This is a genomic window from Pseudoalteromonas byunsanensis, assembly GCF_001854475.1.
Lineage (GTDB): Bacteria > Pseudomonadota > Gammaproteobacteria > Enterobacterales > Alteromonadaceae > Pseudoalteromonas > Pseudoalteromonas byunsanensis.
In genome coordinates this window covers 365430-378461 of the sequence record NZ_MNAN01000034.1, presented here as the reverse complement: position 1 = coordinate 378461, position 13032 = coordinate 365430, and the positions used below count along the sequence as shown (strand labels likewise).

Sequence of the window (13032 nt, the reverse complement as noted above, 5' to 3'; positions counted from 1 at the left end):
GCTTACAAACTCTCATGTGGCCCAAACACCTCATATAAAATTCGCTCTGACGCGACGCCCTGCGCCAGCAACTGCTGCTTAATCGCCGCCATAAACGCGCTGGGGCCACACAGATAGAACTCGCCATGTTCATAGGGGAGTGATAGTGCACTTTGTTGTAGTTCGATTCGACCGGTTTTATCACCTTTATCGCTGTGTTCATACCAGACTTCTTTGGCAAGGTTTGAATGCTGCGCTGCGAGCTGCTCAATGTCTTGTTTAAAACTGTGCTGGGACGGGTCAACACAGGCATGAATGAATGACAGACGAGCCTCAGTTTCATTTGTTAGCGCTTGTTCTAGCATTGCCATCATGGGAGTTATGCCCACGCCTGCGCTAACAAACACCTTGTCATTCGTGGTGTTTTTCAGCACAAAATCACCAGCGGGTGGGTAAAGGGTTAAGGTATCGCCAACAGCCAATTGGTGTAAATAAGTTGAGACCAACCCTTCACGTTTTACGCTAATGCGATAATGATCATGTTTAGACGATTGTGACAGTGAGTATTGGCGAATTTGCGTATGCTCATTTTGTGAAGGCTGTACGCTCACAGCAATAAACTGGCCCGCTTGGTAGTGGCTGATAGCACGCTCATCGCAAGGTTTAAGGTAAAAGCTTTTCACGTTTTCTGATTCTTGTACAAGTTTGGCAATCACAAACTCACGACCATTTCGCCACCCCCCGTGTTGTTGCTCAACGGTGCGATAAAGCCCTTCTTCTTGGGTGATAAACAAATCCGCCAAAAAACCATAGGCTTCACGCCATGCTTGTTCAATCTTTGGTGTAAATTGCTCAGGTGCGAGTTCTTTAAGAGTCTCAATAAGGTGGTGCCCAACAATGTCGTAATGCTCCGCCTGAATATTTAAACTCACATGCTTATGATTAATACGGCCGATGGCATCTTGTAAAACCTGTGGGTTATCAATATGCGTTGCGTAGGCGGCGATGGCATTAAACAGCGCGAATTGTTGCTTACCCGTGTGCTGATTGGTCATATTAAAAATGTTTTTCAGCTCAGGATTGTGTGAAAACATGCGCTGATAAAAGTGAGCAGTCACAGCTGTGCCTGCGTCACTTAACAAAGGAACGGTGCTTTTAACCAACGAAATAGTGCGTTCAGATAACATATAAACTCCAAATAAAAATTAACCACGACGACCATCGACACGCTTTTGCGTGAGCACGGTAAAGTAGTAACGAACAAATAAGGTAAAACCAGCACACCACAGCGCAGCGCTGTACAGCCATGCTAGGTGTGGGTTTATCAAACTGGGGAGAAACGCTCGGCATATCGCTGCCAAAGCAACGGCTATAAAGGCAATACTGATGCTGCGCCGGACTTGTAGCGGCCTACCAGTGTGACCCAATGACACTCGCGCCATCATGGCGATAATGAGCAAGCCAATACCACCGAGCGTGATTAAATGCAGCGCATCGGTAAAGGCAATAATGGGGTTGAAAAAGCTGACAGCCAGCAGTAGTAAACCGATAGCACCAAGGGCATAACCAAGGTGTAAAGACCAAAGCAGTGGAACGCTCAGCACTTTACGCTTAAACCACAGTACACTGCGAGTGAGGTGTAACAAAGCTGCAAGGCCAAGCAAGTAACCAGGGTTAAGCGAGAGTTTAAATACATCACTGAGTACAAATCCGGCCACGCCAAAGAGGCTTATCCAAAGCAATAGACGGTCAAGTTTCGGTGTTCGCACCTGCGTATCAAGCGCTAAACCTCGCGCGGTAAAAAATGGGATCACTCGACCACCGATGACGCCAATCAGTAACATAAACATCAACACTGCCAGTTGGCTAAACGAGCGCGCGAGTGCAAAATCACCTTGCTCAATTAATAATAAAAACAGTGAGTTGAATGTACAAAGCGCAGCGAGAATGAAGATAAATATATAATTGTTCTTAGATTTAGCACGCAGCAACATAGTGCTCAGGTAAGCGATGGCGGCGAGCCAAAAGGCCAATTGCCCCATCAGTACTAACCAAACAAGGTTTGGCTGAACAAAAAATATGGCGCGGGTGAGACACCAAATTACCACCAATAAGCCGAGTTTATAGCCGCTAACACTTGGGACATTGGTCCAGTTCTGCGCGGCGGTAAGCAAAAAACCTGTAGCAACAGCGCCTGCAAAAGCAAAGATCATTTCATGAGCATGCCAAAGTGTTGCGGGGGTGTCGGCGCGCCAGCTAAGGACGCCAGCTAGCATTGCGGCCCAAAGTGCGATACTTAGCACAGACCAAATAGCCGCACATAAAAACATCGGTCGAAACGCCAGCATTAATAAAGGCCAATGTTGTATTTGATACCATTTGTACTCAGTGATAGGTTCAATCAAGTTGATGGGGCGCATTACTTCACCTCCATGCCTAATTGATACTGACAAACACAGCGCACAACATAGCTGAGTTTAAACAGTGCAGCGATGATGATACTTGAGATATGCAGCGCTATCTGCGTAGGTAAGGCAAAATATGGTGCCAAGGGGTAGCTTGCCAGCACACTGGTACTAAAACACAGCGCCAGCAATACGAGAGTGAAATTGGCGGCTTTGAGCAAAAAAGTGGCATCTTGCATAAGTAAACACTTCTAGAGGTTAACAGTACTTAGCTTTTGCAGACTTTATGCCAAATTAAAAGTTGTTGCATTTCAGTGTTTTAAATAATTTTCGTTTGCGGTTTGAGTCAATTTGACATATCTTTACTTGCAGCCAAATAAACTAAATAGGTCATTTTGACTTGAATCCGCAAACGCTTTCTCAATTATTCACCCTGAGTATGACCCTAACCCGTGCTCAGCCTTCACACACATCACATTCAGTGAATGGTTTTTACAGCGCTCTGATCCAAGCGGTTAAAGCTTGTATCAACGCCGATGCAGTGGCCTTATTGCTCAATCAAAACGGGATGTTGACGCCTGTGGCACTCGCAGGCTTGACGCGAGATACGTTTGGCCGTCGTTTTGAGCTTGGCGCGCATCCAAGGCTTGAGGCAATCAGCAAAGCGCGTGGCCCAGTTCGGTTTGATGAACATAGCGACTTACCAGATCCTTACGATGGCTTGTTGTTGGCAACAGAAGGAGATATGCCTGTGCATTCTTGCATGGGCATGGCGCTGTTTGATGACCAACAATTACTGGGGTTATTAACTTTTGACAGTTTGACCATCGGCAGTTTTGATGGTTTTAGTGATTCTTTTTTGCAGCACATCAATGACATCGTAAATGAACAACTTAAATGTGTGCTCTACGGTGAGCAATTACTTAGAAAAGCACAGCACGGTAATGCCTTGATGACCGCCTTAAATCAAGCAACCCATGACATGGTGGGGCAAAGCGAGTGTATGAATGTTTTAAACAATGATGTGCAACTGGTAGCCAGCTCAGACTTCACTGTGCTTGTTTTGGGTGAAACGGGCACGGGTAAAGAGCTGGTGGCAAGAAATATTCATAATGCATCACAACGAGCTGAGCAGGCATTTGTGCAAGTCAATTGTGCCTCATTGCCCGAAAACTTGGCAGAGAGTGAATTTTTTGGTCATCGCAAGGGCGCATTTACGGGCGCTGATAAACATCGAGAAGGCAAATTTATGCTGGCCGATGGAGGAACCATCTTTCTAGACGAGATAGGAGAGTTACCACCGAGTATTCAAAGTAAGTTATTACGGGTGTTGCAAAGTGGCGAAATTCAGCCCGTAGGAGCAGATCAAACACAACAAGTAAATGTGCGGGTAATAGCGGCCACCAACCGTGATCTCAAGCATGAAGTAACTCAAGGCAGGTTTCGCGCAGATTTGTATCACCGTTTAAGTGTTTACCCTATCAGTGTTCCACCATTAAGGGCACGGCGCGAAGATATCCCTCTATTAGCAGGATTTTTTGTCGAGCGGGTTAGGAAAAAGCTTGGAATTAAACAGCTTACTATGCATAGCCACTTGTCAAAATTGCTTATGAACTACGACTGGCCGGGTAACATACGAGAACTTGAGCATGTTATAAGTCGCAGTGCACTCAAGGCAAAGCAGGCGCAGTGGCCTACGGAAATTATTTGTATTGAGCCTGTGCATTGTGAATTGCAGACACTCAATTCAGTAAATACAAAGCAGTTGGCTGATGAGCGAATTAGCACCGATATTGAACCTCTAAAACCAGCTGTAGATGAGTTTCAGCGACAGCGGATCATCCAAGCGCTTGAGGCAAATAACCTCAACTGGTCAGCGGCTGCCAGAGCGTTGCAGCTAGACAGAGCCAATCTAGTGCGTTTAGCTAAACGATTAAATGTTCAAGTTAAAAAGCACTTGTAAGTTAATCGAGGAGTGAGTTTTGTCAGTTAGCAATACTTGCATCAAGAATGGCTTTCAACTAGCTTTAGAGCACTACGAAAAAAGTATTGTAATTACAACTGCAATTAACAATGTGAATCACTCTCAATAATGTTATAAGTTATTTATTTTAAAAGAATATATTAAATTTCTGTTTAGTGCGAATCAGTCTTGCGTTGTGCTTATTTTCGACTAGCTTTAATGGGCGTGTGTTTGTATTCTTAGGGGGCCCCATGCAGGGTAACAAGCAAGTTTTAAATGTATTAAATCGAATACTGACGTTAGAGCTCACCTCAATAAACCAATATTTTCTTCATGCTCGTATGTACAAAAATTGGGGATTGGAGGAGCTAAACGAAAAAGCCTATAAAAAGTCTATCAAAGACATGAAGCAAGCCGACGATTTGATAGAACGTATTTTGTTTTTAGAGGGCTTACCCAATTTACAGCATCTAGAAAAGCTACGTATTGGTGAACAAGCAGAAGAAATGCTCAGTTGCGATCTCGCCTTTGAAATGGAGCAAATTCCAGAGCTTAAATCAGCCATTGCTTTGTGTGAACAAGAGCACGACTACGTGAGCCGTGAACTACTAGAAGATATTCTAGAATATGAAGAAGACTATGTAGATTGGATTGAAGCGCAGCAATACCTGATCAAGCACATTGGCATTGAAAATTATCTGCAATCGCAGATTGAGGAGTAAAGCATGCAAGGTAGTAAAAAGATTATCGATTTGCTCAACCAGCAGCTAACACTTGAATTGACTTCAATGGATCAATATTTAGCGCATTCTAAAATGTATGAAGATTGGGGTATTGGCAAATTAGGTCACAAGTTGGCGCATGAGTACGACGAAGAGTTGGATCATGCAAAAAACATTATTGAGCGTATTTTGTTTTTAGAAGGCACACCTGATACGGCTAGCAGAAAACCCATTCATGTGGGTGATAACGTGCAACAAATGCTTGAAAATGACTTAGCTGCCGAGATGACGGTGGCCGCAAGCTTAAAAAGTATCATTACTGAGTGTGAAAAAGAAAAAGACTATGTCACGCGTGAGATGCTTGAAAAGCTGTTAGATGATACCGAAATGGATCACATTTATTGGCTTGAACAACATTTAGGCCTGATCAAACTAGTTGGCTTACCCAATTATATTCAAAGTCAGATGGGTGGTAGCCCAGGAGACTGAAATTACAGAGTAACAAGTACCTTTGTATGGTGTGTGCACCATACTTATCTAAAAGCAGCCAACAATGGCTGCTTTTTTCTTGCGTGGTTATAAGGTGAAATTAACCACACTATTTTTATAAAAAATAAGTTAGGATAAAAGTATATCTCTACCCAACAGTAAAATAACCATAACTTAATCACTTATCGTAAAGGACGTTTTATGAGTGAGCAAATACCAGCGCAAGCCTCGTCTTCATCAAACCAATCCCCAATGGGGTTTTGGGCGAAAATCATTGCACTTGTAGCAGGTATAGCTGCCGTTATTGGCTATTACGATGATATTAAAAACAAGGGGAAAGGCATTGTTTGTGATTTGCAGGCGGTGGTATCTGTTGGCCTTGAATGTACCAAAATATCAAAAGCTGAGCTTGAGTGGCTCGAAAAGCTAGAGCAGCAAGGTAAGCTCAGTGAGGCGCAGCTCGGATTGTTGGATACGTATCGACACAAAAGAACTACAGAGGTGCTAGCTAAACTTGAGAAGCTCAGTAAAGGCTGGTCTGCTGAGGATAAATCAAGAACTGAACAAGCGGTCAGAGAAACCGTAGAGCAGGGCAATACGCAAGAGCAACAAGCGTTGGAGCTAATTGCACAGGGAGATGCCCAAGCAGGTTTTGACTTATTGGCAAAAGAAGTTGAGCAAGGTTTGGCTACAAATATCGACAAACTGCGTCGTTTGGCGAAGTTATCATATGGTGTATCTGTTGATACTTCACTCAATGCCTATCAGAAGCTCTATAACCTTGGAGAGGCAACTCACTGGGACAGAATTTACTTAATCAGGCTGTTTCAAAGTTATGGTTTTACTGACAAAGCAATGTTGGTCGCAAATGAAGCATTGGCTTTGATACCTGACTCAGAATTAAGGCTAAAAACAGCGGTGCAAAATGAGTTAGGCGATATTCAAACCTTAAAAGGTGACTTAGCAAGCGCTGAGTCAAGCTATAAAGTAGCTTTGAAATTAGCACAATCAATGGCTGAACGTGATACTGGTAACAGCGAGTGGCAAAGGGATTTGTCGCTTTCACTTAACAATCTGGGTGGCATTCAAAAGCAAAAGGGTGATCTCAACGGCGCAGAGCAAAGTTATCTAGCCGCTTTGAAGATTCGGCAAACGCTGGCGGAACGTGACCCCAGCAACAGCCTGTGGCAAAGGGATTTATCGCTTTCACTTAATAATCTAGGTGATATTGAAAAGCAAAAGGGGGATCTCAGCGGCGCAGAGCAAAGTTATTTAGCTGCTTTGAAGATTCGACAAACGCTGGCGAAAAGTGACCCCAGTAACAGCCAGTGGCAAAGGGACTTATCGGTGTCACTTAATAATCTAGGTGATATTGAAAAGCAAAAGGGGGATCTCAGCGGCGCAGAGCAAAGTTATTTAGCTGCTTTGAAGATTCGACAAACGCTGGCGAAAAGTGACCCCAGTAACAGCCAGTGGCAAAGGGACTTATCGCTTTCACTCGACAATCTAGGTGGCATTCAAAAGAAAAAGGGGGATCTGAGCGGTTCAGAGCAAAGTTATTTAGCTGCTATGAGCATTGCGGAAAAATTGGCGGAACGTGACCCCAGCAACAGCCAGTGGCAAAGGGATTTATCGCTTTCACTTAATAATCTAGGTGGCATTCAAAAGCAAAAGGGCGATCTGAGCGGCGCAGTGCAAAGTTATTTAGCCGCTTTGAGAATTTCGGAAAAATTGACGGAACGTGACCCCAGCAACAGCCAGTGGCAAAGGGATTTATCGATTTCACTCGACAATCTGGGTGATATTGAAAAGCAAAAGGGGGATCTCAGCGGCGCAGAGCAAAGTTATTTAGCTGCTATGAGCATTGCGGAAAAATTGGCGGAACGTGATCCCAGTAGCAGTGAGTGGCAAAGAGATTTATCGATTTCACTCAATAATCTGGGTGATATTGAAAAGCAAAAGGGGGATCTCAGCGGCGCAGAGCAAAGTTATTTAGCCGCTTTGAAGATTCGACAAACGCTGGCGAAAAGTGACCCCAGCAACAGCCAGTGGCAAAGGGACTTATCATTGTCATTTGAAAGGCTGGGTAATATCAAGCTGAAACGGGGTGATTTAGTTAGCGCAGAGCAAAGTTTTCACGCAAGGTTGGAGATAGCGCAAAGACTAGCAGAGCGAGACCCCAGCAACAGTGAGTGGCAGCGAGATCTTTATGCCGCATATTATCACATAGTCCTCTTGAATCAGGGCGAAGATAAAGAAAAGGCGATTAATGAGCTAAATAAAGCCATTGAAGTATCTGACAAACTACTGCAAAAATACCCGCACGCCCCCCAGTTTGTCACAGATAGCGAGACCCTATATTCACTCAAAAGGGAACTGGTGCAGTGATATCATCTGGATGAATCGAAAAGAATAGTGTATTCCACTCTGTTTGGGAGTATGAAAAAAATTATCTCTACAACTTGCATTATTTTCATTCTTTGTCTATTCCTTATGTTGCAACAAAGTTGCATTAATAATAACTAAGTTTTAATACAAGGAAATAAAATGAAAACAACATTCAAAACTATGACTCTAATCGCGGGTACTCTATTTGCTGGCTCGGCATTTGCGACAACTTTAGTGTGTGATGTATACCCCAAACGTGGTGGTAATTCATATGGAAATGGCACTAAAAACTGTGGCGCATTTGACTACTCATTTGGTAATTCAACATCGGGTAAGTTTTATTTAAGCAACATTTCTAAGCCGATTCAGGAAGTACGTTGGGATGGTAAAGCAAGCTGTAGCGGTGGTACAAGCTGTAGCGTTACAATAAGAGCGTACTCACCAAATAGTGCGTCAGCACTTATTCTTTACAAAGATGGTACGTGGGAACAAACCAATACCGCAAACGCATGGTATGAAACTGGTCATTAAGCACAGTTTCAATGTTGTAGCGGCTGTTTAAATACAGCCGCTTTATTTAGTGTCAGTGGGGCGCCTTTTTAATTATCTGTTTGTGAACCAGTTCTGCTGTGTGGGTTAGTAAACTCATGTTGCCAACCTTTCCATGCCCCGGTACTACCTGCCTAATTTCTGGATATCTCTTTAATACGTTACTGATTGATGTAGGCCATTGGGCAATAGATGCATCTTTAATATTACCCAAACCTGTACTCTCAAGGCTTTTAACAAAGCAACCACCAAAAAGCACTTTTTGCTGATTTAACCAGACCACAATATTGTCCTCAGTGTGGCCTGCTCCAGGGGCGAATATTTCAATTGTATCGTTGGCAATCGCTAAGGTTTGACTTGAGAAACTAATATTAGATTGGGGGTGGTGTTTGTCGGCCAATAAGGCGTTGGTGATTGTGCTGGCATAGGTGTCAATTCCGACGCTTTTGAGATAGGCAATACCATTGCTAGCATCTTCGTGAAAGTGGCTGATAACAGCCGCTTTTGGAGTTAACCCTTGTGCTTTGATCCAAGCAACTAATTGTTTTGTGTCTGTAACTGTCCATGGTGTATCGATAATGTAAGCATTCTGCTCATGCACAGCGACAAGGCCATTTGCAGCAACACGCCCCCATGGTGGCACATCCAAATAGGAAATATGTTGATATATATTTTCTTTCAGCGGGTGGATTTCAAGCGTTGTTGGCTCAATGCTGGCCCGCAACATAAACGGTAAAAGTAACACAAAAAGGGGGAATTTTTTCATAGTAAATCGCTATGTTTCGCTGTGACAATGGATAGTAATTTCATAACGACCAGGTGTATAGATATTTTTCAAAAGTATAGCTCTACCGTAAGGCGGCGTGATTGGCATGCTTTAAACCCTACAACCACTTACCTGAATAACCCCTGAGCGAGAAAGTTGAGCGTGGGTCATTGCAAACACAGAATTTTGTTGTATTATAAAAAACGAACGTTCGTTCTATTTTTCGGGGCTTTATGGGAAAAGGTAAACAAACTAAGCAGCAGGTGCTCGTTACAGCATTGAATATTGCCACAGCAACCAGCTTAAATGACTTGACGATAGGTGGTTTGGCCGCTGCCACTGGCATGTCTAAATCAGGGCTGTTTGCCCATTTTAACTCGAAAGAGAACTTGCAACTGGCTGTGCTAGAACATGCAAAGAGTATTTTTGTGAACACGGTGATAAAGCCTGTAGATGAAAATCTTTCTGCGTTAGCTAAATTGCTCAAAACCTGCGAGCTTTGGCAAAGCTGGTATCAAGAGCAGGCCTGTACTTGTATTTTTATTTCAGCAGCTGTTGAGTTTGACGACCAGCCAGGAGCTGTACGCGACTCAGTCAAAGCACAACTACAAAGCTGGATCAGCTACTTAAATCGACTTGTGTCTGATGCTATCGCACAGCAAGAGCTAAATGCGCAAACCGATGCTAAGCAGTTCACTTATGAGCTGTATTCTTTGTATTTGGGGTCACAGCATATGGCTTGGGTTGGTCTTGAGGATGATAGCCACTCAAGGTTTAACCGAGCTATACAACAGTTGGTTGAGCGCCACCAAGGAGCACATTATGAGCAGTAAAATTTATTTTTCAGACAGGTCAGGTGCAAAACCGCTCAGTTATTATGGTATCAAAGCCTTATCTAGCACGGTCGCTCGTATTGCCCCCGCGATTGGCAAAAAGTTTGCACGCCGACTGTTACTGACTCCTGTGCGTCACCGCGCTAAAGTGAGTAAACCTCAAGGCATGTCAAATTATACAATTAACACCGAATTTGAAGCGCTACATATGTATGAACTTGGGCAAGGGCCTGTGGTGCTATTTACCCATGGTTGGTCGGGCAGTGCCAGTCAGTTTTATCCATTAATGGAAAGGGTTGCGGCAAGTGGCTTTAAAGCGGTTGCATTTGATCACTATGGCCATGGTATGAGTGCAGGAAAGGAGGCAAATTTACCGTTGTTTATTCGTGCGCTTGATGCGGTGCAAACACATCTTAATGAGCCTGTTTACACTGCGATTAGCCACTCTATGGGGTGTGTTGCGGCACTGAACACCATCTGTTCTCGGTCACATATATTGATAGCCCCGCCATTTGACTTTTACAATGGTTTCGAGCAACGCATTCTATCTACTGGTATATCAAAGACTTTGTTTAAGAGTGTGATCCAATCTGTCGAACAGCAGCACCAAATGCCCTTTGAAAGCTTGTTGCCAGAGCTGCATTTAACCAAGCATGACAACGTGCTTATCATCCATGATGTACAAGACCGCTTTGCGCGCTATGACAATACTCAAACCGTGGTTAAACAATACCCTCACGTGCAGCTTATGAGTACACAAGGGCTTGGACATGGTCGGATCATTAATGACGAGCAAACGTGGCAATCTGTGCAAAATCAGTTACAACAACTACAAGCACAATAATGATACCAAGAGTGATAGCTAAGGTGCTATCACTCAGTTGATGTGCATTGGCTGGCAACACGTATCACATTCGAGTTAGATAATACCCCGCTACCGTGCCTTGGCTAAATAATTGGCCATTAAGGTATGTATCTTGTCTTAAGCGACCATAATTTGCACTGTGGTGCTTAATCCGAGAGACCATTTCTATACTTGCTTGTATTTGCAAAGGGTCAGTCACTGGCGGGTCACCCACGAAGTTAGTGAACCACGGAAACCAGCTATTATCTTGCCCACCTACGTTTTGATTAGGGTAATAGTTACCACCTTGCCAGCGATCAAAGGTCAGACTTGTAAGTGAAAATAGCCCAAATCCGGTTTGTGTCATGCAGGCATCGGCGGCTTGATATTCAGGGTAACCCGAGCTTGCTGCAAAGTGATTACAAACGTTATGTGGCAAATTACTGCTGTTGGCTGCTTGATATTCTACTTCTCTAAACATCACAGGCTGTGCTGGATTACCCGCTGGATAAATGATGTTTGCTGCAACAGGAGAACCCCAGCGAAAATGATACATGGCAATTGCCAGTGCTAAGTCTTCTTTGCTGGTAGCAATATTATCTGGGTGCGTCCAAGTGCCACCGGGGTCAACGGGATTGCTACCGTCTTTAAAAATGATGCCGTGTTGGTTGTCTTCTAGTTGATTCATCAGGCTAGGTGTTGTGTTGTCAACCACCGTTACGGGGATCATGGTGCTATTTGCGGGCGTATACGTGAGTGTTGAGTTGTTGAGTGCTTTCCAACACAACAAGCCATAGCCGTAGCCGCTTGTGATCATAGGACACCCAGCCATTGCTGCCGAAGATTGATTGGCTAGATAGCTATAGCTGGTTGATTTGGCTGCGGCCTCTGCGGTGGCAACTAAAATTCCCCACTCTTGAGGCTTTACTGTCGCGTAGGGAAGCTCGGACTCCGGCAGGAAAATAGTAGTAGCGGAAACTAGGTTAAGCGCATGGTCCAGTTCAATAAGTTGGGCTGCAACCATCGGGCTCGTATGCATTTCAGGATATTGGCTAATAATAGTTTGCGACGAAGGGCGCAACACAGTGTACTCAGATGAAATTCCCAGCAAAAATAAAGTGTTATCCGTGACACTGCTACTGACAACCTGTTGCAAACCTAAATTGGCCAGTGGCATTGTGGCGAGTATATTTGCTGTATGATCGGTTAGAAGTAGCGACTCGTCTTGACTCAATAGCCAATGACTATCTCCGAGCCCATGTACTTGTGTATCGTCAAAAGAGTACTGTTCATGAAGCTCATCTCGTTTCATCATTATGATACTGTCTTCGTTTAGTCTGGTACTTGTGTGTGATAATCCTTGTTGATGATGACTCATGTCAGGTGGTTGATATTGGCCTATCAAGGTGGTCAGTTCCAGTTTAACTGCATCTTCGCTGCTATTAATTGTCCACCCACCGGCTTGAGTTGGTGAGAATTGAGCGCTGCTGTATCGCCCTTCTTTGTCAATATTGAAAGCTTGCCAAGTCGTTGAACAATGAGAAGAGCATGCCTTTGCTATACGATTCAAAGAGGCTCTATCTTCACTGACGCTGGTACTGTAGTCATCACTGAACTCGAAGCGCAAAGATGAGGGCTGCTTTGAAACTTGTAACGTAAAAGTGATCCGCCTTTGGTTGCCGCTGGCGTATAACGTACCTTGAGCATAATGACCTAGACTGAGCTGTGAGTAAGTGTTTTGCTTTTTCATATTACCAGCTTGACCCGCAAAACTGGCGTGGTAGTGACGTTCATCAAACGAATTTGTGGGTTCAAGGTCGTTGAATTTAATGCTTTGTGTACAGGCTACTTCAGAGCAGGTTTGTAACTCGACAAGTTGCGCTTGATAGCTTAATGAATACCAAGGAGAAAGTGCTCGATAGCTATCACCCTGGGCGAAAAATAAGATGGGAAGCGTTGTTGTATCAAAGTTTTGCGCTTTTGCAGGTGTTACCACTGAACTTAGCAAAGCAATGTGGGCTAAGGCGACCATAGTCAACTGTTTCATGCTTGTTCCTTTTATTATAACGAAAGGCAGGATGGCGCACCTATGTA

General features: G+C 44.0%; 12 protein-coding genes. 7 read left to right on the top strand and 5 right to left on the bottom strand.

Annotation, left to right across the window (positions count from 1 at the left end; all coding sequences use genetic code 11):
- Positions 1-2 precede the first annotated feature (2 nt).
- From hmpA to BIW53_RS15910, 3 genes are read right to left on the bottom strand one after another with little or no spacing between them, the layout of a single operon-like run.
- A complete protein-coding gene (gene hmpA / locus BIW53_RS15920; protein ID WP_070993015.1) occupies positions 3-1166 on the bottom strand; it encodes an NO-inducible flavohemoprotein in 1164 nt (387 codons plus the stop codon).
- 18 nt (positions 1167-1184) lie between these two features.
- Complete coding sequence (locus tag BIW53_RS15915) at positions 1185-2399, bottom strand: NnrS family protein (RefSeq protein WP_070993014.1); 1215 nt, start codon at positions 2397-2399, stop codon at positions 1185-1187.
- Entirely contained in the window at positions 2399-2623 is a 225-nt protein-coding gene (locus BIW53_RS15910) for a hypothetical protein (protein ID WP_070993013.1), read from the bottom strand. Before BIW53_RS15910 ends, BIW53_RS15915 begins: the two co-directional genes overlap by 1 nt.
- 200 nt (positions 2624-2823) lie before the next feature.
- On the opposite strand from BIW53_RS15910, the gene norR reads away from it, so the two are divergent.
- From norR to BIW53_RS15885, 5 genes are all read left to right on the top strand, one after another.
- On the top strand, positions 2824-4347 hold the full coding sequence (gene norR, locus BIW53_RS15905; RefSeq protein WP_070993082.1) for a nitric oxide reductase transcriptional regulator NorR: 1524 nt from the start codon (positions 2824-2826) through the stop codon (positions 4345-4347).
- A gap of 251 nt (positions 4348-4598) precedes the next feature.
- The gene (bfr, locus tag BIW53_RS15900) at positions 4599-5069 is read left to right on the top strand and encodes a bacterioferritin (RefSeq protein WP_070993012.1); all 471 of its coding nucleotides are present in this window, start codon (positions 4599-4601) and stop codon (positions 5067-5069) included.
- Positions 5070-5072: 3 nt separating this feature from the next.
- On the top strand, positions 5073-5558 hold the full coding sequence (bfr, locus tag BIW53_RS15895) for a bacterioferritin (RefSeq protein WP_070993011.1): 486 nt from the start codon (positions 5073-5075) through the stop codon (positions 5556-5558).
- A gap of 201 nt (positions 5559-5759) precedes the next feature.
- A complete protein-coding gene (locus tag BIW53_RS15890; RefSeq protein WP_070993010.1) occupies positions 5760-7946 on the top strand; it encodes a tetratricopeptide repeat protein in 2187 nt (728 codons plus the stop codon).
- A 159-nt stretch (positions 7947-8105) separates the two neighbouring features.
- Entirely contained in the window at positions 8106-8477 is a 372-nt protein-coding gene (locus BIW53_RS15885; RefSeq protein WP_070993009.1) for a hypothetical protein, read from the top strand.
- A 52-nt stretch (positions 8478-8529) separates the two neighbouring features.
- On the opposite strand, the gene bla is transcribed toward BIW53_RS15885, so the two are convergent.
- The gene (gene bla / locus BIW53_RS15880) at positions 8530-9261 is read right to left on the bottom strand and encodes a subclass B1 metallo-beta-lactamase (RefSeq protein ID WP_070993008.1); all 732 of its coding nucleotides are present in this window, start codon (positions 9259-9261) and stop codon (positions 8530-8532) included.
- A 233-nt stretch (positions 9262-9494) separates the two neighbouring features.
- On the opposite strand from bla, the gene BIW53_RS15875 reads away from it, so the two are divergent.
- Positions 9495-10094, top strand: a complete 600-nt coding sequence (locus BIW53_RS15875) for a TetR/AcrR family transcriptional regulator (protein ID WP_070993007.1) — start codon at positions 9495-9497, stop codon at positions 10092-10094.
- Positions 10084-10938 carry an alpha/beta hydrolase gene (locus BIW53_RS15870; RefSeq protein ID WP_070993006.1) on the top strand — a complete coding sequence of 285 codons (855 nt, stop codon included), beginning with the start codon at positions 10084-10086 and terminating at the stop codon, positions 10936-10938. The genes BIW53_RS15875 and BIW53_RS15870 overlap by 11 nt, the downstream gene beginning before the upstream one ends.
- 64 nt (positions 10939-11002) lie before the next feature.
- Here the strand turns inward: BIW53_RS15870 and BIW53_RS15865 are convergent, their stop codons facing one another.
- Complete coding sequence (locus BIW53_RS15865; protein ID WP_070993005.1) at positions 11003-12985, bottom strand: hypothetical protein; 1983 nt, start codon at positions 12983-12985, stop codon at positions 11003-11005.
- Between the last annotated feature and the right edge of the window lie 47 nt (positions 12986-13032).

Bases quoted from the DNA above. Each gene is read 5' to 3' on its own strand.
- hmpA (WP_070993015.1), bottom strand. From the start codon at position 1,166: ATGTTATCTGAACGCACTATTTCGTTGGTTAAAAGCACCGTTCCTTTG.
- BIW53_RS15915 (WP_070993014.1), bottom strand. From the start codon at position 2,399: ATGCGCCCCATCAACTTGATTGAACCTATCACTGAGTACAAATGGTAT.
- BIW53_RS15910 (WP_070993013.1), bottom strand. From the start codon at position 2,623: ATGCAAGATGCCACTTTTTTGCTCAAAGCCGCCAATTTCACTCTCGTA.
- norR (WP_070993082.1), top strand. From the start codon at position 2,824: ATGACCCTAACCCGTGCTCAGCCTTCACACACATCACATTCAGTGAAT.
- bfr (WP_070993012.1), top strand. From the start codon at position 4,599: ATGCAGGGTAACAAGCAAGTTTTAAATGTATTAAATCGAATACTGACG.
- bfr (WP_070993011.1), top strand. From the start codon at position 5,073: ATGCAAGGTAGTAAAAAGATTATCGATTTGCTCAACCAGCAGCTAACA.
- BIW53_RS15890 (WP_070993010.1), top strand. From the start codon at position 5,760: ATGAGTGAGCAAATACCAGCGCAAGCCTCGTCTTCATCAAACCAATCC.
- BIW53_RS15885 (WP_070993009.1), top strand. From the start codon at position 8,106: ATGAAAACAACATTCAAAACTATGACTCTAATCGCGGGTACTCTATTT.
- bla (WP_070993008.1), bottom strand. From the start codon at position 9,261: ATGAAAAAATTCCCCCTTTTTGTGTTACTTTTACCGTTTATGTTGCGG.
- BIW53_RS15875 (WP_070993007.1), top strand. From the start codon at position 9,495: ATGGGAAAAGGTAAACAAACTAAGCAGCAGGTGCTCGTTACAGCATTG.
- BIW53_RS15870 (WP_070993006.1), top strand. From the start codon at position 10,084: ATGAGCAGTAAAATTTATTTTTCAGACAGGTCAGGTGCAAAACCGCTC.
- BIW53_RS15865 (WP_070993005.1), bottom strand. From the start codon at position 12,985: ATGAAACAGTTGACTATGGTCGCCTTAGCCCACATTGCTTTGCTAAGT.